16 protein-coding genes are annotated in these 21920 nt (G+C 45.7%); all 16 read right to left on the bottom strand.

Going from position 1 to position 21920, the window contains the following annotated elements; translation table 11 throughout:
• Positions 1-5: 5 nt before the first annotated feature.
• The 16 genes from spoVE to ACR8BL_RS25505 all read right to left on the bottom strand — a co-directional run bounded on the left by spoVE (position 6) and on the right by ACR8BL_RS25505 (position 21784).
• Positions 6-1103 (bottom strand): stage V sporulation protein E, encoded by a 1098-nt coding sequence (spoVE, locus tag ACR8BL_RS25580; protein WP_434750141.1) that lies wholly within the window; start codon positions 1101-1103, stop codon positions 6-8.
• 48 nt (positions 1104-1151) lie between these two features.
• Complete coding sequence (gene murD, locus ACR8BL_RS25575) at positions 1152-2573, bottom strand: UDP-N-acetylmuramoyl-L-alanine--D-glutamate ligase (protein ID WP_434750140.1); 1422 nt, start codon at positions 2571-2573, stop codon at positions 1152-1154.
• A gap of 3 nt (positions 2574-2576) precedes the next feature.
• Positions 2577-3545, bottom strand: coding sequence for a phospho-N-acetylmuramoyl-pentapeptide-transferase (gene mraY / locus ACR8BL_RS25570; RefSeq protein WP_434750139.1), 969 nt, complete (start codon positions 3543-3545; stop codon positions 2577-2579).
• Positions 3546-3557: 12 nt separating this feature from the next.
• On the bottom strand, positions 3558-4970 hold the full coding sequence (locus ACR8BL_RS25565) for a UDP-N-acetylmuramoyl-tripeptide--D-alanyl-D-alanine ligase (protein WP_434753250.1): 1413 nt from the start codon (positions 4968-4970) through the stop codon (positions 3558-3560).
• A complete protein-coding gene (locus ACR8BL_RS25560; protein ID WP_434750138.1) occupies positions 4970-6457 on the bottom strand; it encodes a UDP-N-acetylmuramoyl-L-alanyl-D-glutamate--2,6-diaminopimelate ligase in 1488 nt (495 codons plus the stop codon). Before ACR8BL_RS25560 ends, ACR8BL_RS25565 begins: the two co-directional genes overlap by 1 nt.
• 160 nt (positions 6458-6617) lie before the next feature.
• Complete coding sequence (locus ACR8BL_RS25555) at positions 6618-8570, bottom strand: stage V sporulation protein D (protein ID WP_434750137.1); 1953 nt, start codon at positions 8568-8570, stop codon at positions 6618-6620.
• A gap of 92 nt (positions 8571-8662) precedes the next feature.
• Positions 8663-11011, bottom strand: a complete 2349-nt coding sequence (locus tag ACR8BL_RS25550; RefSeq protein ID WP_434750136.1) for a penicillin-binding transpeptidase domain-containing protein — start codon at positions 11009-11011, stop codon at positions 8663-8665.
• 12 nt (positions 11012-11023) lie between these two features.
• Positions 11024-11449: a hypothetical protein gene (locus ACR8BL_RS25545; protein WP_434750135.1), complete on the bottom strand. Its 426-nt coding sequence runs from the start codon at positions 11447-11449 to the stop codon at positions 11024-11026.
• 25 nt (positions 11450-11474) lie between these two features.
• Positions 11475-12425 carry a 16S rRNA (cytosine(1402)-N(4))-methyltransferase RsmH gene (rsmH, locus tag ACR8BL_RS25540; RefSeq protein WP_434750134.1) on the bottom strand — a complete coding sequence of 317 codons (951 nt, stop codon included), beginning with the start codon at positions 12423-12425 and terminating at the stop codon, positions 11475-11477.
• An 18-nt stretch (positions 12426-12443) separates the two neighbouring features.
• Positions 12444-12881, bottom strand: coding sequence for a division/cell wall cluster transcriptional repressor MraZ (mraZ, locus tag ACR8BL_RS25535; RefSeq protein ID WP_434753249.1), 438 nt, complete (start codon positions 12879-12881; stop codon positions 12444-12446).
• 276 nt (positions 12882-13157) lie between these two features.
• Positions 13158-14423 carry an adenosylhomocysteinase gene (locus ACR8BL_RS25530; RefSeq protein ID WP_434750133.1) on the bottom strand — a complete coding sequence of 422 codons (1266 nt, stop codon included), beginning with the start codon at positions 14421-14423 and terminating at the stop codon, positions 13158-13160.
• Positions 14424-14481: 58 nt separating this feature from the next.
• Positions 14482-16113 carry a bacillithiol biosynthesis cysteine-adding enzyme BshC gene (gene bshC / locus ACR8BL_RS25525; protein WP_434750132.1) on the bottom strand — a complete coding sequence of 544 codons (1632 nt, stop codon included), beginning with the start codon at positions 16111-16113 and terminating at the stop codon, positions 14482-14484.
• Between the two features lie 156 nt (positions 16114-16269).
• Complete coding sequence (locus ACR8BL_RS25520; protein ID WP_434750131.1) at positions 16270-18039, bottom strand: ABC transporter ATP-binding protein; 1770 nt, start codon at positions 18037-18039, stop codon at positions 16270-16272.
• Positions 18040-18056: 17 nt separating this feature from the next.
• A complete protein-coding gene (locus ACR8BL_RS25515) occupies positions 18057-18938 on the bottom strand; it encodes an ABC transporter permease (RefSeq protein ID WP_373323256.1) in 882 nt (293 codons plus the stop codon).
• Positions 18939-18985: 47 nt separating this feature from the next.
• A complete protein-coding gene (locus tag ACR8BL_RS25510) occupies positions 18986-19918 on the bottom strand; it encodes an ABC transporter permease (protein ID WP_434750130.1) in 933 nt (310 codons plus the stop codon).
• Between the two features lie 189 nt (positions 19919-20107).
• Positions 20108-21784 carry a peptide ABC transporter substrate-binding protein gene (locus tag ACR8BL_RS25505; RefSeq protein ID WP_434750129.1) on the bottom strand — a complete coding sequence of 559 codons (1677 nt, stop codon included), beginning with the start codon at positions 21782-21784 and terminating at the stop codon, positions 20108-20110.
• Between the last annotated feature and the right edge of the window lie 136 nt (positions 21785-21920).

Here is a 21920-nt window from a genome sequence, read left to right as displayed (position 1 = left end):
ATAAGTCACCTCGCATAACGGGATAAATTCACTAATATGCCCAGTGCTGTAAGCATGAGAGTCAATGACGATCCGCCATAACTGATCAGCGGCAGCGTAATACCCGTGACAGGCATCAGCCCAATAACTACACCGATATTAATAATGACTTGTACAGCAACCATGCCAATGATGCCCACACCCAGCAGACTACCAAAGGCATCTGGAACGGTCATCGCTATACGCATTCCTCTCCACACCAGCACCAGAAACAATAATAAAACAATCATTCCACCAATAAAACCAAGTTCTTCCGCCAAAATACTAAAAATAAAGTCCGTCTGCGGTTCAGGCACATAACTGTACTTTTGCCTGCTCATCCCCAGCCCCAGACCAGCCAGTCCACCCGGACCAATCGCATAGAGTGACTGAATGATCTGATAACCGGCTCCAAGTGGGTCAGACCAAGGATCCATAAACGCTGTAATTCGCTGCAAGCGATAAGGTGCCGCTGCAATCAGTGCCGCAAACCCTGCAATTCCCCCAAGCGCAAGCAAAGCCAGATGTTTCATGCGTGCACCGGTTGTGAAAATAATGAGCATGGACGCCCCCATCATCACGGTGCCTGTACCCAAATCGGGCTGCAACATGATAATGCCAAAAGCCAGCCCGATCAACCCAAGCGGAGGCAATAGTCCGGTTGTAAAGATTTTGATCTTACCAGGATCTTTGCTCAGCCAATGAGCCAAAAACAAGATCATACCCAGCTTCATGAACTCCGAAGGCTGAATACCGAAAGAGCCAATCCCCAGCCAGCTGCGTGCACCGCCGCGAACGACACCGATTCCTGGAATTAATACCGCAATCAACATAATAAAACAAACGATTAATATCGGTTTGGCATACTTTCTCCATACCCTGTAATCCACGTTAGCCGTTACAAACATCGCTACAAGCCCAAGCACGGCGAATAAAACTTGTCTTTTCACAAAATAAAATGAATCGCCATAGTTGCGGAAGGCAAGCACCGAGCCTGCGCTGTATACCATAATGATGCCGATGGCAAGCAGAGCCAAAATACAAATCAGGAGCCAAATATCCGGCGCCGGTCGCGTCTGTTTCATCAGGAGGCCACCCCTTGCATGGAAGTAGGGGCTTTTCCACCCCCCTACTTACAAGTTATGCGCCGCCTCTTTAAAAATGCGTCCCCGTTCTTCGTAGGATGCAAACATGTCCCAGCTTGCACATGCAGGGGATAACAAAACAACATCCCCCGACTCAGCCAGCTTTGCTGCTTCCTGAACGGCAACCGTCAACGTACGGGCAGCGTTCTCCTCATTATCGACGACCTTGATTTGCTTTAATCCCGCAAGCTCAGCGACTTTAGCAATTTTGGCACGGTTTTCGCCAAGCACTACCAGTGCTTTGACACGCTCCTCGAATACGGGCAACAGTTCCATCATATCTGAACCACGGTCCAGTCCCCCAGCAATCAGTACAACAGGTTCCTTGAAGGAATTCAGCGCCATTACCGTCGCTTTGGAATTGGTGGCTTTGGAATTGTTATAATACACCGATCCATTGTGCTCAAGCACATACTCCAGACGGTGTTCAACTCCTTTGAAGTCAGATAGCGGAGCAGCCAGCATGGACGGGTCAGCACCAGCTGCAATCGCAATAGCTACTGCAGCCAGCGCGTTGCCCACATTGAAGCGTCCCGGTATCCCAATGTCCTCCACATCAATAATCATCTGCTGATTGCCAGTGCCGTCCGCATAGATCACTTGACGTTTCACGTCATCTTCTTCTCCATCGACATAAGGCGGATCTGCATACACGCCTGTTTCAAGTTTTTCCGTCAACGAGAACGGAATTAGTCTGGACTTGATATACGGAACCAGTTCACGGCATACTGCATCATCCCAATTGAGGATAGCGACGTCATCCGACTCCTGGTTGGCAAACAGTTTTGCTTTGGAAGCCACATAATCTTCCATGCCCCCGTGATAATCCAGATGCGTCTCTGCCACATTAAGCAACGCTGCAATACGTGGACGAAACTCCACTGTGCCTTTCAGTTGGAAGCTGCTTAGCTCAACAACCATCCAGTTATTAGCTGCAGCCTGCACTGCCGCTTCGCAGAGAGGTGTTCCAATATTACCGGCAACAATAGGATTCAAACCTGCTTGCTTCAGCATGTTACCTACCCATGTTGTCGTCGTCGTTTTACCGTTAGAACCGGTAATGCCGATGATAGGTGCCCCGCAGAGGTGATAGGCCACCTCTACCTCGGTCACCACTTCGATGCCTAGTTCAAGGGCATGCTGCACAGGAGCCGCATGATATGGAATACCTGGGTTTTTAACAACCAGCTTCACATCACTATGAATCAGATTATCAGGATGGCCTCCGCATACAACAGAAATTCCCAAAGCCTCCAACTCGGAAGCTTCGGGACACTGTTCCCTGTCTTTTTTATCATTTACAGTAACGTCAGCCCCGGCACGATGCAGTACCTTGGCAACTTGTACCCCGCTCTTGGCAAGACCAAGCACAACGACTTGTTGTCCGCGATATGTTTCTGGATGGTTCATAATTTACAGCCCCTTGTTGAGATAAAGTCCAAGAGCGGCCAAAATGGCACCTACCGCCCAAAAGGTAATAACAACCCGCCATTCAGACCAGCCACTAAGCTCAAAGTGATGATGGATCGGGCTCATTTTGAACACACGTTTACCGCGGGTTTTGAAAGATACAACTTGAATCACAACGGACAGGACTTCAATGACAAAAATACCACCGATGACAAGGAAAAGAAGCTCTGTCTTCGTAACGATTGCAATTGCGCCGATGGCTCCACCGATGCCGAGTGAACCCGTATCACCCATAAAAACTTTCGCCGGATGTGCATTGTAGACCAGAAATCCAAGGACTGCTCCAATCATGGCAGCTGCACACACAGCCGCTGGCATCGACGTTGCCTGCATTGCCACAATTGCAAATGCGCCAAAAGCAATTGCACTAACACCGGAAAGAAGCCCATCGAGACCATCCGTAAAATTAACCGCATTCGTAATAGCAAGCATCATAAACACAACAAATGGATAATAGAACCATCCCGTCCAGTCAAATGAAACTGAAGTTCCTGGAATGGAAATCGCAGTGCTATGTCCGTTTTGAATAAGCAAATAACACATCAGGCCACTGAAAAGAAGTTGCCCCAGCATTTTTTGTTTAGCTGTCAGTCCAAGCGAGCGCTTGAATACTATTTTGATATAGTCATCCAAAAAACCGATAAGACCAAATCCCAGTGTAGCGACAAGCAGCACATAGAAGTCTGTGTTCTTGACCGCTGAGAATTTAAGAAAAGCCAGCGTGAACGCAAGTAAAATAACAACGCCGCCCATCGTTGGTGTTCCGCTTTTTTTCAAATGGCTCTGAGGTCCGTCTTCCCTGACCTGCTGCCCAAATTTCATTCTCCGCAAAAGCGGGATCAGCAGCGGTGCGGCAATCACCGCCAAAATAAATGAAACGCCGATTGTTAACAGTAATACCTGAAAATCCATGGGTTCACCCCTCTAGTCTACTCGATTGTGTAATGATGCTGTTTGCAGTGCTTGAGCCACATCCTCCAGTTTCATGCCTCGTGAGGCTTTAAACAGGACAACGTCCTTTGGATGAAGGTTATCCAGTAAATAACGGGTCAACTCTTCTTTGCTCTCAAAAGCATGCACAGCTTCAGCTTCCATATGCTTTTTGGCGCCTTCGGCAATCTGCAAAGATAACGATCCGTATACCAGCACTCTATCCAACTTGGCAGGAGTAATATACGTCCCGATGCCATGATGAAGCTGTTGCTCTTCAGGGCCTAACTCCAGCATATCTCCCAGTACAGCCACTTTCATCCGATATCCTTTTAACCCTTCTAACACATCGATTGCAGCCCTCATGGAAGTCGGGCTTGCATTATATGCATCATTCAGGAGCGTGAGTCCGCTAACTGCCTGTGTAACTTCAATACGCATGCCTGTCAATTTCAACTGTGACAAACCTGCCGCCATGTTTTCTGGAGTAACTCCAAAATGACGTGCTACAGCCATGGCTGCCAGACAGTTAATTACATTGTGCGTGCCCAGCAGCGGGAGTGTATATGCTTTGTCTCCAGACTGCTTGGTTGTAAACACCATCCCGTTCTGCGCATTCATGAGCCCTGTTGGAAAATCATCATTCTCGGCTTGTAGCCCAAAGGTAAAGCGTTGCATGCCCTCAGGTTGTTTAGTTGCAGATTCTTCAAGCACCTGAGCGATTAAAGGCTCGTCTCCGTTGTAGATGAGTACTCCGCCAGGTTTCATTCCAGCCGCAATTTCAGCCTTCGCTCTTGCAATCTCTAGTCTTGAGCCAAGCTGAAGCAAATGTGATTCGCCAATGTTAGTGATGATTGCTGCATCCGGCTGAGCAATGACAGAGAGATCACGGATTTCGCCACGACCGCTCATGCCCATCTCCAAAATAATGATTTCCGTATCCGGAGCCATGCTCAATACTGTTAATGGCAGACCGATATGATTGTTGAAATTGCCTTGCGTTTTATGCACTTTAAATGTGGTCGAGAGAAGAGCATCCACAATATCCTTTGTCGTTGTTTTACCGTTACTGCCTGTAATGCCAACGACAGATGCCTTGTTCTCAGCAAGATACGCCGATGCAAGCGTCTGTAATGCAACAAGTGTATCGTCCACCAAAATAACCGTTCCCTGTGGTGGAACGCCATGATCCTTTTGCCACATTGCACCCGCAGCACCTTGCTCCAGACAAGCTTGCACGAACTCATGTCCATCAAAACGTTCACCCACCAAGGGGATAAACAAACTTCCTGCCACGGGTTTACGTGAATCCGTAAATACCCCTTCGGTTATAACTTCGCTATTAACCACAGCGTCACTTAGTGTGCCACCGCACATGTCGGCGATTTGCGCCAATGTTCGTTTTATCAATTGGATTTGCCCCTTATCGCTTCTTTGGCTATGATCCGGTCATCGAAATCCGTCTTGGTTGTTCCGATAATTTGATAAGTCTCATGACCCTTGCCCGCAATCAATACTACATCGGCTGGGCTTGCCATTTCAATAGCTTCATGAATTGCCTGGCGGCGATCCACAATCATCGTGTACCGTTCAGATGAAACGGACTCTTCCAGCAAACCTTGCTCTATATCCTTTAAAATCAGATCAGGACCTTCAGTCCGCGGGTTGTCGGAAGTCACTAATACAAAGTCACTGTACTTCGCAGCAATTTTCCCCATCAACGGTCGTTTCGTCCGATCCCTGTCACCGCCGCAGCCAAATACACAGATGACACGACCTTCAGCAAACTCTTTGACTGTGCGAAGCACATTCTCCAGTCCATCCGGTGTATGAGCATAATCCACGATAACCGCGAATGCCTGACCTTCATTGACAGCTTCAACTCTGCCGTCCACCCCCGGTACAGTTTCCAGACTACGCTTGATTTCTTCCAGTGGAACGCCCTCCACCAACGTTGCCGAGATCGCAGCCATCGCATTGTATACGTTGAACTTGCCCACCATCCGCAACTCGATGTCTGTACTACCCGCAAAGGTATCTACATGGAAGGAGGTTCCTTGAGCCGTAATTGAGATTGCAGATGCATGCACATCCGCATTTTCTTCCATGCCATATGTAATGACCTCAGCAGCCGTTACGGAAGTGAAATATGCGGCAGCCGAATCGTCCGCATTGATAACTGCATACTTACGCTGAGAATCATCTTCTGCGTACCCATTACCTAGCCGCGCAAAGAACAGTCCTTTAGCCCCGCGATACTCTTCCATCGAATGATGGTAATCCAGATGGTCCTGGGTCAGGTTTGTGAATACTGCGGTACGAAAATCTGTGCCTTTCACACGGCCTTGTTCCAATGCATGCGACGAAACCTCCATCACACAGCAGTTCGTACCCGACTGAACCATATCATGCAAACTGCGTTGCAGATCAAGTGCTTCAGGTGTTGTTCCCGACATCGGGTAAGTGCGTCCATCATAACGCATCTGAATGGTGCCGATGAGCCCGGTTTTCTGACCGTAATCACTCATAATTTTTTCAATCAGATACGTCGTTGTTGTTTTGCCGTTGGTGCCCGTTACACCGATCATTTTCATTTTGCGGCTTGGCGAGTCGAAAAAGAAGTCAGACAGAACAGCCATCGCAAAGCGACTGTCTTTAACAATTAACTGTGGCACAGGCAAGTCAAGCTGCCGCTCGACAACGAGAGCCGCTGCACCGGCCTGCACTGCTTTATCAGCATAATCATGTCCATCCACCGTATGCCCCGGAAGACAGATAAACAGATCACCCGGTTTAACCTGCCGGGAATCTGTCTGAAGGTTGTGACATTCTGTATGGGGGTCGCCCACGAGACGGGCGGTAATCAACTTGGATTCAAACTGTTTTAAAAGCACATGAATAACCTCACTTTTCCAAATATACTTCTGTATCCACAGATTCCTGTAATAATAATATCGACCATATCACCAAATAATGAAACGCGATCCTATGGAATTTGTTGCGGTGAGAGTCTGAAACTCCGCTTCATCCTTACTAGAACCCTCTTTGAAGCCTTCATTCTTGCTTTGTATGATCATGCTCATCCTTCAGGACATTCCCCATATAGATACGTATCGTTGAGCCCTGCTCGACCCTGGCTCCCGGTTTAGGCGCCTGATTAATAACGTATTTACCACTGCCGGATTTCGCCAACATAAAATTCATGTTTAGATCCTCATACAAATCTTCCAACGTAGCCCCCGTAAGATCAGGAACCGTCACAATTTTGGTTTCACCATATTTGTACTCTTTAGCGAGCTGATCTTTACGTACGGGCACATTCATATAATGCAGCGAGTCTTCCAGAATGTTTTGCACGATTGGCGCGGCAACCACTCCCCCAAACTGAATGCCTTTGGGATTGTCAACAGCCGTATACACTACGATCTGTGGATCATCGGCCGGAGCAAATCCGATAAAAGATACAATATGCTCGCTTGAGGAGTAACGTCCATTGATGACCTTCTGGGCTGTACCCGTTTTACCTCCAACCCGGTATCCATCGATAAACGCTGGACGCCCTGTACCTTTGGCCACGACGCTTTCGAGTGCTTCACGCACTTGCTTTGACGTTTCCTCCGAAATCACTTGGCGAACCAGTTCAGGTTTCACTTCTTCCAGTACCTCTCCGGTTTCTGGATGCACCCATGCTTTCGTAACATAAGGTTTGAAGAGTTTACCTCCATTAATGGCAGCCGATACCGCTGCAACTTGCTGAATAGGGGTTACGGATACACCTTGGCCAAAAGCGGTCGTTGCAAGTTCAACAGGACCAACATTCGATAATTTGAAAAGAATACCGCTAGCTTCTCCGCTGAGATCAATTCCAGTTTTTTTGCCAAAACCGAAATTTTTAATGTAGGAGAACAATGATTCTTTGCCAAGCTTCTGTCCCAATGCAACAAATCCCGGGTTGCAGGAGTTCTCCACAACTTGGAGGAAGGTCTGGCTTCCATGACCACCCTTCTTCCAGCAACGCAGACGTGCACCGCCAACTTCAACAAATCCGGGATCAAAAAATTGATCCTGCTTCAGATTCACCTTTTTTTCTTCCAGCGCAGCAGCCAGCGTAATGATCTTAAAAGTCGAACCCGGTTCATAAGTCATCCAGATTGGCAAATTCCGGTTATAAATCTCAGCCGGGTACTGCTGGTAATCCGCCGGCTCGTAGCCCGGTCTGCTAGACATACCCAATATTTCACCGGTTTTGGGATTCATTGCAATCGCCAGAGCAGAATTAGCTTGAAACTTAACCATAGCCTGATCCAATTCCCGTTCCATAATGGACTGAACAGATTTATCAATGGTCAGCTTGAGGTTAAGCCCGTCCTTCGGTTCCACATACTTCTCGGATGAGCCCGGCATGAGCCTTCCGGCCGCATCGGACAAGTAGGATACGCTGCCATTCAAACCATTCAGCTTGTCATCATATCTTTTCTCTACACCAGTCAGTCCTTGATTATCAATCCCTGTAAAACCAAGAATATGAGCAGCCAGATCATCATATGGATAGAAACGTTTGTTGTCCTCAGCAACAACGATACCCGGAAGCTTCAAATCACGGATGCGCTGTGCTTTCTCCATCGTAATTTTGCGGCCACCGGGTTGTAGTCGTACGATCAATTCTCGTTTCTTGATGGTTGCCAGCACTTTTTCTTCCGTCATGCCTAACAGCGGTGCAAGCGACTTGGCCGTTGACTCCGCTTCTTTGACTTGAGCTGGGATAGCCATAATCGTTGGGGTTGTCACATTATAGGCCAGAGATGTTCCGTTTCGATCCAGAATCTCTCCCCTTTTAGCCGAGTATGGAATGTTGCGGCGCCAGGATTCTTCCGCTTTTGCCGATAACTCCGGGCCTTTCCCCAACTGTACATAAGCAAGCCTGATAACCAAGGCCGAAAATAACATCACCAGAATTAATAAACTCCATAACAATCTGCGGCGCAGATTCACACTTGATCCCTTCACGAAAAGATCCCCCCACTCGTCCCAAAATCATGAACTGTCTCATTCATGAATATTCAGGACAACCGGGGGTTAGAACAAGCTGTCTATGAAGCTTATGGCAGGGAAGCCCCTCCAGTCGCAGGTTTATCAGATGTCTCGCTTTCACTCTTCTGTGTCTGAGATGGGCTTTGATTGGACGTGCTTCCTGACGGAGCTTTGCCTTCTTCTTTACCCTGTTCACCCGTTGTCGCATCTTTGTCTTGCTTCGTAGCTTCTGGATTGGATGAGTCGGGTGCTTCATCGGCGATACCAGTAACTGCGGCTTTCGCCGTCTGTAATGTCAGTTGCACCGTTCGCTGCTCGCCCGCTATCTGTTCCTTCTGCTTTACGACATATCCCTCACCCTTGACTGTCACGCCTACCTTCATAAGTGAAAGAACCTCTAAGGCATCACGAAGGGATTCACCCGTCAGATCTGGCACCTTCATTTTACTACTTTCTTCTGTGAGCAAATAGATTCGCTGCCCTGGATTCATAGAAGCACCTGCCTGTGGATACTGCCGAATCACATTTTCGCCTTGACCAAGTGTCACATAAGCAATACCCGAACTGAGAAGCTGACTTCGAGCCTGTTTAGCGGTTTTACCACCCAGATCTGGAGCCTTAGCCTGAACAACAGATGTTCCTTTTGATTTTTTGTCTGTTGTTTTGGCTGTGTCTTTCGGAACGCCCATATATTGCAGGGTTTGACTTACAACCTTTTTGAACACAGGAGCTGCTGCAGTTCCTCCACCAATGTTCGTCCCATCCGGCTGGTCAATCACAATCAGCATAGCAATTTTCGGATTGTTGACCGGTGCAAACCCAATAAATGAAACCACATCTTTGCTTTTACTGTATTGACCGTTGATAACTTTTCTCGCTGTTCCCGTTTTACCTGCAACGCGGTATCCTTCGATATAGGCATTACGCCCTGTACCGATCGTCTGATCTGCTACGACCTGCTCCAGATACCCGCCAACAAGCTTGGCTGATTCTTTCGAAATCACCTGACGAATCACTTTCGGTTTGATCACTTCCGTCGAACCATCATTCGGATTGATAATTTCTTTCACCAGATGAGGCTGAAGCAGTTTACCACCGTTGGCAATAGCTGAAATCGCAGAAAGCTGCTGCATTGGCGTTACCTGCACGAGACCATGCCCATATGCTGCGGTAGCAATCTCTGATTTATAAATCAGAGGTTTAATTGGAGAAGCAGCTTCACTTGGCAGATCAATGCCTGTCTTTTTACCAAAACCAAACTGGTCGATGTAGTGACGCAGGCGTTCTCCTCCGAGCATGTTGTATCCCAGGTTAACAAAAGCAATGTTACTTGACCGCTTTACTCCTTCGAGATAAGAGATGCGTCCGTACGTATGCCCGTTATCACTAATCGGAAAACCACCAATGTAGATACGCTTCGATTCAAACGTCGCATTCGGATCAAACAGTTTCTCTTCCACGGCCCCCGCAAGCGTCACTATTTTGAACGTTGAACCTGGTTCATAGATCGATTGCGTTGCATGGTTGATAAAGTTCTTCTGATCCGGCGTGCTCGCATACGTATTCGGATTAAACGTTGGCCAGTTGGCCATCCCCAGAATCTCCATCGTGTTTGGGTCGGCTGCAATGACGGTCATACTCAACGGATTATATTTCGCAACCGTTTCTTTCATTGCACTCTCAATATAAAACTGGATAGTATCATCAATCGTCAGTTTCAGGTTTTTACCGTTTTTCGGCGGTAAATAGTTATCCTGTGAATTCGGGAGTTTGATACCTTTGGCATCTTTTTGGTAATTCAGGAAACCATCTGTACCTGTCAACATATCATCATACGAGACTTCGAGCCCATTGACAGCTTTGCCATCGCGACTCATATAACCGAGCACGTGCGAAGCCAATGTTTCCTCCGGATAAAACCTCTTCGATTCCTGCGTCATGACAATGGCGTTGCCAGCCTTATATTGATCCTGCAGCTCTTTACGCAATTCTTTGACTTTTTCCGCAAGCTCGGGACTAATTTTGTATCCTTCACTACGTACTTCACGTTGTTGAAAAAATTCCCCGTCTTTATTCTTGGCTGTGACCAAAGCACGCATCTCACCCTCATTTTTCTTGAGCAGAGCAGACAGCTTCTTGGTCACCTCGTCCTGAATGCCTAGTTGATTAATCAGAAGCGGGTTAACTGAGACGGTGTACGCCGGCGAATCCGTAGCTAGCACATTTCCATTTCGATCCGTAATCGTTCCCCGAGCGGCTTTAATCGTCTGTTCCCTTTCGATTAGTCCAGCCGCACGTTCCTGCCATTTGCCACCATTGACCACCTGAATGAAAAATATGCGGGTTACGAGTACAAGAAAAAAGAGGGTAATGAATCCCCCTATTAACAACGTGCGCATTTTTATTCTTTTTACCATCGAATCACCTCTTTACTTGCTACTGGACGCATTCGAGGATGATTCAGTACCTGTAGATGTATTCGTTGTTGAGCGTGGTACAAAAATGACATCCTTATCGGAAGCTTCAACGTAACCCAGATTTTTTGCATTCTCGATAACCTGATTGTTTAGCTTTTCTTTTTCCACCTGCAAATCGGCAATGGTCTTCTCGGTATCTTTAATTTTTACGATGGTTGACTGAGCCTGTTTATTCAGTTCATAAATATGAGCGTAACGAGACATCAAGGCACCACCCACAATAATGACGGCAACAAGCGTGATCAGATATAAAAATTTTTCTCGAGCCGACAGGCCAGTGCGACGTGTCACGACTTTGGTTGTTTCCTTGTACCTTTGCTGCGTCACACGCTCTTGGGCTTTTTGTTTGACCGCTAGGTTGCCACGTGTATATGCCATTCGAAGGCTCCTCCTCCACTTTGTTCTACAATTTCTCCGCTACGCGCAGCTTCGCTGATCGCGCACGAGAGTTCTCGGTCAGTTCCGCTTCTGTTGGCATAAGCGGTTTTCGGTTTACGAGACGCAAGGTCCCTTTACCACCACATACACATAACGGAAAGTCAGGTGGACATGTACATTTTTCGAGATAGCTGCTGAAGATCTGTTTACATATCCGGTCCTCAAGAGAGTGGAAAGTAATAACAGATACACGCCCCCCTGGCGCAAGACAACGAACAGCTTGGTGCAGGCCTTCTTCAAAAGCGCCCAGTTCATCATTCACAGCAATACGCAGCGCCTGAAAACTTCTCTTCGCAGGATGTCCACCTGTGCGGCGGGCTGCTGCCGGAATGCCTTCCTTAATCAATTCCACAAGTTCCCCTGTCGTTTCGATCTCTGACTCACTACGTCTGTTCACAATGACACGAGCGATCCGTCTGGAAAACTTCTCTTCACCATAGCGATAAAGTATCCGGGCAATCTCTTCTTCAGGCCATTCATTCACAATCTCTTTCGCCGTCAGAAGTGCATCCTGATCCATACGCATATCCAGCGGTGCATCGTGATTATAACTGAACCCGCGTTCCCCTTCGTCAAACTGTGGTGATGACACACCCAGATCATACAGAATCCCGTCGACCTGTGGTATACCATCCTTCATAGGAAGGTCAAGATCCTTGAGAATCTGTTCCAAATCTCTAAAATTGGTTTTCACCAATGTTACCTGGTTTTCATAAGCAGCGAGTTTCTCGCGTGCATTGTCCAAAGCCCAATCATCCTGATCAAGTGCGATCAGACGTCCCCCTGGGCCTAACTTGGATGCAATCACGGAGCTGTGTCCCGCGCCGCCTAAAGTGCAGTCCACGTAAATACCGTCCTGCTTGATGTTTAGTCCCTCAGTTGCCTCTTCTTTGAGTACGGTGATGTGGTGAAACAACCTGCACCCCTCCTTACTTTATAATTCAAAATTAAAATCAACCAGCTTTTCGGCAATGTCGTTGAATGCTTCTTCGGATTGATTGAAATAACTTTCCCATATGCCTTTGCTCCAAATCTCCACCCGGTTCGACACGCCAAGAACAACACAATCCTTGTCCAATTTGGCATACTCTCTCAAGTTGCCCGGCAGATTTACCCTGCCCTGTTTGTCCAGTTCACATTCAGTTGCACCCGAGAAAAAAAAACGGGTAAATGCACGTGCATCGGATTTCATCAGTGGCAGTGCTTTGAGCTTCTGTTCCATGACCCCCCACTCCTCCATGGGGTACACGAAAAGACATTGATCCAAACCTCGTGTGACAACGAAAGAGGCTCCAAGAGATTCGCGGAATTTGGCCGGAATAATAACCCGACCTTTGTCATCAATGCTATGTTGAAACTCGCCCATAAACATTGTTCCACTCACTCCTCACCTATTTGCCCCACTTTGCCCCACTTTCCACCACCTAAGCATAATAGATTCGGTTAAAAAAATCAAAACCCTTCTTGACATACCTGCATTTTTATTTGATTCCACCCAAAAAAAACGTCTCTGATCCTGTCATTCAGGATCAGAGACGTTTCCCGGTTACGGGCAATCGTATGTGCACCCGTACATGAGCCATATCATCAATACACCATTTTACATCTATTGAAGCAGTTTATCCGCTTGTAATTATTGGATGAACCTTTAAAATTTCCAACTATCCAGATACTTTTCTTGCTCAGTTGATAAGGAATCAATGGCAATATTCAGACTTTCCAGCTTGTAACTTGCCACCTGTTGATCAATTTCGTAAGGAACATTAACTACGTTTTTGCCAAGGCTTTCGTAGTTTTCACTAACATAACGCAGTCCTAGAGCTTGAAGAGCAAATGTGGTATCCATAATTTCGGCCGGATGTCCGTCAGCAGCTCCCAGATTTACCAAGCGTCCTTCTGCGAGAAGATACATTTTACGACCATCTTTGAAGCGATACTCCTCAATATTGCGACGCACGGTCCGAATAGATTCTGAACGTTTCGCAAGCTCAGGTTTGTTAACCTCAACGTCAAAGTGACCTGCATTACTTAAAATAGCTCCGTCTTTCATGACATCATAATGTTCTCCTGTAATAACATCCTTGTTGCCTGTCACTGCGATAAAGAAGTCACCAATCTTCGCCGCTTCAAGCATCGTCATCACTCGGAAACCATCCATATGTGCTTCCACTGCTTTAATCGGGTCGATTTCAGTGACAATGACATTTGCACCCAACCCTTTTGCGCGCATAGCCACACCTTTACCACACCAGCCATACCCGGCAACAACGACATTTTTCCCGGCAACCACCAAGTTCGTTGTACGAATGATACCATCAAAAGCAGATTGCCCCGTACCGTAACGATTATCAAACAGATATTTGCAATAAGCATCATTTACCGCAACCATCGGGAATTTCAATCGTCCTTCTTTCGCCAAAGCTTTCAAGCGGATAATACCCGTTGTCGTTTCTTCTGCACCTCCGCGAATGGTCGCCGCAAGTTCAGGACGTTCAGAAGCAATAATCGTTGCAAAATCTCCGCCATCATCAATGATCAGATCAGGCTTCACTTCAAGAGCACGAAGTTGCAACGCCTTGAATTCAGCTGGCTCCGGATTATATTTTGCATAAACCGTAACACCGTCTTCTACCAAAGCGGCGCAAACATCATCTTGAGTGGATAACGGATTACTGTGCGTAATCGTCACATCAGCTCCACCAGCTTGAATGACTTTTGCCAGATACGCTGTCTTGGCTTCCAGGTGAAGACAGATCGAAACCTTCAGACCTTTGAAAGGCAGATCTTGCTCAAACTGACGCCGAATCCTGTTTAGCACCGGCATATGCGCCTCGACCCAATCAATTTTCAAATGGCCCTCTGAAGCAAGCCCCATATCTTTGACGATACTGTTTTGCAATGCAGATGTGGTCAAACGAACTCCTCCTTAAATATGTTTCTTCTATTATAAAGATCGATATTATCCTAGATGCTTACATTGGTATAACCTTATGTTGACCTTGGAATGTAGCAGAAGCTTTAATTAGTTCCTCAATCCAGTCGGTTCCATAACGATTCAGGTAAAAGAGTGCATTATGTACTCGTTCCTGCGGTTTGCCCATCGGGAACAGAGCATTCTGAATACCATTCCAATGCCCTATGCTCACTTGATGTTTATCTTCAATAGCCTTGCGCGTCTGACGCTCCAAATATTGAATTTGCTCATTCATTTTAGCCAGATTCGCTTCTCCGATCCGGTTTAGGCCGGGATGCACTTCTGCAACCTGATCCAGCAATGGACGATAGAGTGTTATGAACTGCTCACGAATCTGAGTGAACTGCTCATCGACCTGGAAAGTTTCCTGCTGAGCCAGCCACTGTGCTTTCTTTTCATCCAAGCGGTGCTGTACATCCTGAAATGAAAGTCCGTATTGCTTCATATGTTTATGCTGTACTTCCTCCAGAATCGTAAAGGATAAGCGCGGCAATAATATCGGCATTTGCAGCCCAAATGTACGGAACGCTTCGCATGTAAGGCCCCAATAAGCGATTTCACCATGACCTAAAATTACAGCTGCCACGGGAAGCAATGAATCTTGCATCAGTGGCCGGGTGAGTACATTATTACTAAAACGCTCAGGATGATCCGCCAGTTCTTGTAACAAGCGCTCCTCCGTAAAGGATACCAGCCCTTTGCGATCTTGATACAGGTTATCTTTCATCGTCAATAGCAAACGGGTGCCCTCATGAATATAAAAAAGATTGGCCCCATCTTCCGCCACTTCTGCAGGCATGGCATAACCTGCTTGTTCAACAAGCGATGCTCCTTGCAAATAAGCTGCACGTAACGAATCATTCTTCCGAATCAAACGCTCAAATACAGGCTTCTCCAACTTCCGTAATTCCGGATCGGCAGCATCCATCAGTACAAGTCCGGTGCCTGCAAACAAGGTCGATATCATTCGCGCAAACGCATCACTCAGATTCGTGCTGGAATGATGAATTTCCGTAATCATTTTCATTAAACCGGGCTTGTGGATTGTATCAGGTAATAAAAGTTCTACTTGTTCCAGCGCCGTCTTCCACTGTTCCCATTTCACTTCCACATGACTTACCGAATCTCTTCCCGTAAAATGCCCTTGAAGTTTGATTTTGTGAATGTCTCCTTGGGAATCCGGCAAAAACGTATGGTTAACCTCATCCCAGTCATGGTCTTCACCTGCAATCCAGAATACTGGAATAACGGGACGTTTCAGCTGCTGTTCTGCTTCACGCGCAGCAGCAACCACACTTGCTGCTTTATATATCACGAACAATGGTCCCGTAAAGAGGCCGCTTTGTTGTCCCCCGGTAACGACTAATGCATTTTCTTCAACAAGGCGAGTAATGGAAGCATGAACCTTGTCATGATCATTTACTCGCTTATTATATAAACGTAAATACGCCGCCAGTTCATGACGGTCAACACGTGTATGCTCCGATTGTTTCAGCCATTCAGCACGCGCGTGGAGGCCGTTTTCCCAGCGAATGTCATATTCATAAAGGCTTCGCGCAGCATCTGCTTTACAGATATAATCTTCTGCAAGCTGTGATCCGCTGCGGAGCGCCTCGGTAATCCCTTTCATGAGGTCTGCCTCCTATTCTGCTTCTAAAGAGCCTTCCTTGATTGTACCGAATTCAATAGCTCTTCGTCAAAGTAAAGTCACAAATAATATAAAAAAAACCGCCGATTTTAATCGGCGGTTATGATGTATATAATAGCATATTCGTTTTCGAAACTATTATACGTAAGGTTCTGCAACCCAGTGACCTTTGGAAACCTCAATCAATTGAGCGTTTTCCAAATTATACGGATCGTTTTTAGAACCGCCTAAATCATTTTGAATCGGGCTAGCTTGCTCATCCGGCAACAAAATGCGGCGTTTGTTCGCTTCTACTTCCGGATCTGGAACAGGGATAGCAGAAAGCAATGTTTTGGTGTATGGATGAATCGGGTTGGCGTACAATTCTTCACTCTCTGCCAATTCCACCACTTTACCCATGTACATAACAGCAACACGATCACTGATATGTTTAACCATGGACAAGTCATGGGCGATAAAGAGATACGTCAATCCAAGACGCTGCTGCAGCTCTTCAAGCAATTTAACGACCTGGGCTTGAATGGATACATCCAGCGCAGAAAGCGGCTCATCACAAATGATAAATTTAGGGTCAACGGCAAGTGCACGTGCGATCCCGATCCGCTGTCTTTGCCCACCGGAGAATTCATGCGGATAACGTAAAGCATGGCTTGGGTTGAGGCCCACGAGATCCAATAGCTCTTCTACACGTCTCTTACGCTCTTTAGAGCTTGTTGCCAGACCGTGAATATCCAGAGACTCCCCGATAATATCCATAACGTTAAAACGCGGATTCAGTGAGGCATATGGATCTTGGAAAATCATCTGCATGTCTTTACGCATTTCTTTCATCTTGCGCGGAGACAACTTGTAAATATCCGTACCGTTGAAGTTAACATTTCCGCCAGTTGGCTCGTAAAGACGTAAAATCGTACGTCCAGTTGTGGATTTACCACAACCTGACTCACCTACAACACCAAGCGTTTCTCCTTCAAAGATGTCAAAGCTCACGTCATTTACAGCTTTCAGGATATTACCTTTACCAAGGTTGAAGTATTGTTTCAGGTTTTTCACTTGAACCAAAGGTTTATTACTACCTTTGACAATACCTACCGGAGTTGGCTTTTCCTTTTTCGGCTCGTCCAGACGCGGAAGAGCGTTCAACAATTTAATGGTATAAGGATGCTGCGGGTTGCTGAAGATCTCAGCTGTTGTTCCTGTTTCGACAACTTCGCCTTCCTTCATGACAACCACACGGTCACACATGCCGGCTACAACGCCAAGATCATGTGTGATCAGCATAATTGAAGTTCCGAGCTTTTGCTGCATGTCTTTCATGACATCCAGGATTTGAGCTTGTATTGTAACGTCCAGTGCTGTAGTCGGCTCATCCGCAATCAGCAAAGATGGACGACAAGCAAGCGCAATCGCAATCATCGCACGCTGACGCATACCACCAGAGAATTGGTGCGGATAATGATTCATACGAATGGCTGCATTTTTAATACCTACAAGTTCAAGCATTTCTAGTGCAGCTTTGTTGGCCGCTTGCTTGGACATATTTTGGTGTTTACGCAATACTTCCGTAATCTGTTTACCAATTTTAATCGTAGGATTCAGGGATGTCATAGGATCCTGGAAGATCATACCGATATCTTTACCACGAATGGATTCCATTTGTTTATCTGTTTTATTTAACAGATCCTGCCCGTGAAACGTAATATCTCCGCTCTTAACCTTCGAAGGCGGGGAGGGGATCAATTTCATGATCGTTTGGGCGGTAACACTCTTACCACTACCCGATTCACCCACGATCCCCAGCGTTTCACCTTTGCCAATTTCGAAACTCACATTTTTAACGGCATCAAATTCACCCGAGCGCGTTGAGAACGATACGCTTAAGTCTTTGACTGTTAAAATCGGCTCCATAATCCCACCTCCTCTTTCTATTTACGTAATTTCGGATCAAGTGCGTCACGCAATCCATCACCGAGCAAATTAAATGCAAGCATTGTAATAACCATCAGACCAGCAGGGAACCACATCCGCCATGGATACAGTGTCCAGCCTGTAAGTGCGTCATTGATCATGGATCCCAGGGAAGATCTTGGTGCAGATACACCCAGACCGAGGAAACTCAGGAATGCCTCAGCAAAGATCGCATTTGGAATAGACAATGTCAAGGTAACGATAATCGGTCCAACTGCATTTGGCAATAAGTGGCGGAACAATTGACGTCCAGTACTTGCACCCATCGATCTTGCAGCAAGGATAAAATCTCTATTTTTGAGTTGCATAATCTCACCACGGACAATCCAGGACATACTAATCCAGCCTGTAATGGTAAGGGCAATAATAATCGTTGTAAGACTTGGCTCCAAAACAACCAGCAACAGGATAACAACCAACATGTAAGGCAAAGAGTACAAAATCTCGGAGAACTTATTCATAATTCCGTCAACTCGTCCACCATAGTAACCCATGATCGCACCATAGATAACCCCGATCACAAGGTCAATCAACGCCGCAGCCAGACCAACCGTCAGGGACACACGTGCGCCGACCCATGTTCTTACCCACACATCACGACCCAGATCATCCGTGCCGAACCAGTGTTCCGCACTGGGAGCAGCATTCGAATTAAGCAAGTCATTAGAGTAATAATTGTACTTTGTAAACAAAGAAGTTGGTCCAAATATAGCAAACAGTACAACAAGTACCAGCACGCTAAGGCTAATCATTGCAGCTTTATTCGTTGCCAGTCTGTACATTGCGTCTCTAAAAAGGGATATACTTTCTTGCGGCTTCACCGCTGCCTGACTGTTCAGGTCAGTGTTCGCCGTTCCATTATTGTTATTCTTTGTGCCAGACAACGTTATGCCCCCTTCCGGCTTTCCAGCTTAATTCTAGGATCTACCAATACGTAAACGATATCTGTAAGGAAACGCGCAAACATCAAGAGAATACCATAGAAAATGGTAATACCCATAATCGAGGTGTAGTCACGATTCGTGATACTTTCTACAAACACTTTACCGATCCCACCGATATTGAAAATTTGTTCAATAACTACTGAACCTGTAATGATGTTTGCTGTCATTGGTCCAACATACGTAACAACTGGCAAAATACCATTACGCAGAACATGTTTAAACATGATCGCAGGCCATTTCAAACCTTTGGCCTTCGCTGTTTTGATATAATCCGCGTGTAAAACCTCCAACATGCTTGAACGCGTCAAACGCGCAATAAAGGCAATTGGCGATGCAGACAAGGCTGCAACAGGCAGTACATAGTCGAGCGGTCCGTCAAAGCCCATCACATTAAACCATCCAAGCTTGAACGCAAAAACATACTGTATTAGCGATGCAAGCAAAAAGCTTGGAACCGCAATACCGATAACAGCTAAAATCATGGTGATATCATCAATAAGTTTACGGTGATATACTGCCGCGATAAGACCGAGCAATACACCCACAATAATTGAAATAATAATCGCAAACACACCAATTTTTAATGAAGCAGTGAATGTTTCCACAATCATATCGGATACATCACGATTTAGATACTTCATTGAAACACCGAGGTCCCCTTGGACAATTCCACCCATATACTTCAGATATTGCTCATACATTGGCTTGTCCAGTCCGTACTTCGCCTCCAAAAGTGCCCGAATTTCAGGCGATACTTTTTTCTCGGATGTAAATGGGTCGCCAGGAATGGCCTTCATCAAGAAGAAAGTCATTGATGCGAGTATGAAAAGCGATAGCAGCATAAATAGCAGTTTTTTCAAAACGTACTTAACCAACCCTTGCACACCTCCACAAACAATATTTTGTATACAAATCGATTGTAGAATCAGACACAAATAATGTCCAATCCATTTATCGGAAATTTCAAGAATAATAAGGAAAATTGATGAGCAAACAAAAAATCGGGATATATATGGAGAACCACATATACATCCCGAAGCAAGCATATTAGACTTCAGAACAACTTATTTTTCTTCCAGATACGCACGAGTGAAGTCAATTGCTCCACTGAAATCAAGTTGTACACCTTTCAGGTAAGGCTTAGTCAAAGAAACGTTAGTGTAGTAGTAAATTGGCAATACAGCCATTTCATCTTGAACCAAGACTTTCTCAGCGTCAGCAAATGCTGCCATACGCTTTGCAGGATCAGCTGTTTTCACAGTTTCTTTAACATCTTTGTCGAATTGTTCGTTACTGAATTTTGGATCATTGTTTGTGTTGCCAGTAGTCCACATTTCCAAGAAGTTGTACGGATCGCTATAGTCAGCAGACCAGCCTGCACGAGCGATTTGGAAGTTTTGGTTTTGACGATTCTCAAGGAATACGCCCCACTCTTGGTTTTCCGTTTTCACATCAACACCAAGGTTCTTTTTCCACATGTCAGCAATAGCCAGAGCGATTTTCGCATGGTTATCACTTGTGTTGTAGATCAGAGTAAGTGCAGGCAATGTTGTATAACCTTCTTCTTTCATACCTTCAGCAAGCAATTTTTTTGCTTCTTCTACATTTTCAGCGAAGTAATCATCTTTATGTTCATCACGGAATTGACCTTTTTCACCACGAATACCTGGAGGTACAAAACCGAATGCAGGAATTTGACCGCCTTGTGTTACTTTGTCAACAATCAACTGACGGTTGATTGACATTGCAAAAGCTTTACGAATCTTAAGATTGTTAAATGGTGCTTCTTTCAAATTGAACAGGTAGTAGTACGTACTTGCAATACCTGTAGCTTTAAATTCATTAGGTAATTCTGCCTTCAAAGAAGGGATTTGGTCTGTAGGAATTTCACCATTAGGTGCACCACTATAGTCCAATTGACCTGATTTATAAGCTTGCAACTCGGAAGCACTGCTGCTTGTCAGGGACATGTCAACTTGAGTCAATTTAATGTCAGCTGCTGCATGGTAACCTTCATTTTTCTTCACAACAATTTTTTGACCTTTAGCGAATTGATCCATTACAAATGGTCCGTTAACGATCATGTTTTTGTAATCAGAGAAGAATTTTTTGTTGGTATCAGCAGATTTGTGTACTGGATAATACGTATAGAAAGCTGTCAGACCCAAGAAGTAAGGAGTAGGATTTTCCAACGTCACTTCAAGCGTATGTTCGTCCTTAGCTTTAACGCCTACTTGTGAGAAGTCCTTAGTTTTACCTTCGTTGAAAGCTTGAGCACCTTTGATGTAGTACAATTGGTATGCATATGGAGAAGCTGTTTCCGGTTTCAAAGCGCGTTCCCAAGAACGTGCAAAGTCTTCGGCAGTAATAGGATCACCGTTGCTCCATTTTGCTTCTGGGTTCAGGTTGAAAACATATTTCAAACCATCTTCAGAAATGTCCCACTTCGTAGCAATACCAGGAGCTTCTTTGCCCTTGTCATCGATACGCACGAGGCCCTCATACAAAAACTTCAGTACTGTGTTGGTTTGGCTGTCTTTGGCTTGAGCCGGGTCCAAGGTAGGAGGTTCAGCTGTTAAGTTGATTTTCAGAACTTGATCTTTGGCAAGACCCTTTTCTCCACTTGCAGAATTGTTATCTGTTTTGGTACCTGTGCCTTCATTTTTCGATCCGCACGCTGCAAGTACGGTACCGAACGCCAAGATCAGCGTCAAAAGGACTAATAGACTTTTCCTTTTCATCTAACTTTTTCCCCCTAAATTGATGTGGTTTATGTTTATAGATTATACAACCACCGGTCAAAAAAATCTACATTACTTTTTCAGAAAGTAATGTTTTTTTCAGTTTTCGACAAAATCGACACATCTTTTCGGGATT

Origin of the sequence: Paenibacillus amylolyticus, assembly GCF_051136285.1 — a bacterium.
In the GTDB taxonomy this organism is placed as follows: Bacteria; Bacillota; Bacilli; order Paenibacillales; family Paenibacillaceae; genus Paenibacillus; species Paenibacillus amylolyticus_F.
Note: the sequence above shows the minus strand (reverse complement) of the source record. Positions and strands in the feature narration are given on the sequence as shown.

Coding starts and splice junctions, on each gene's coding strand:
- spoVE (WP_434750141.1), bottom strand. CDS start 1,103: ATGAAACAGACGCGACCGGCGCCGGATATTTGGCTCCTGATTTGTATT.
- murD (WP_434750140.1), bottom strand. CDS start 2,573: ATGAACCATCCAGAAACATATCGCGGACAACAAGTCGTTGTGCTTGGT.
- mraY (WP_434750139.1), bottom strand. CDS start 3,545: ATGGATTTTCAGGTATTACTGTTAACAATCGGCGTTTCATTTATTTTG.
- ACR8BL_RS25550 (WP_434750136.1), bottom strand. CDS start 11,011: ATGGTAAAAAGAATAAAAATGCGCACGTTGTTAATAGGGGGATTCATT.
- ACR8BL_RS25545 (WP_434750135.1), bottom strand. CDS start 11,449: ATGGCATATACACGTGGCAACCTAGCGGTCAAACAAAAAGCCCAAGAG.
- mraZ (WP_434753249.1), bottom strand. CDS start 12,881: ATGTTTATGGGCGAGTTTCAACATAGCATTGATGACAAAGGTCGGGTT.
- bshC (WP_434750132.1), bottom strand. CDS start 16,113: ATGAAAGGGATTACCGAGGCGCTCCGCAGCGGATCACAGCTTGCAGAA.
- ACR8BL_RS25520 (WP_434750131.1), bottom strand. CDS start 18,039: ATGGAGCCGATTTTAACAGTCAAAGACTTAAGCGTATCGTTCTCAACG.
- ACR8BL_RS25505 (WP_434750129.1), bottom strand. CDS start 21,784: ATGAAAAGGAAAAGTCTATTAGTCCTTTTGACGCTGATCTTGGCGTTC.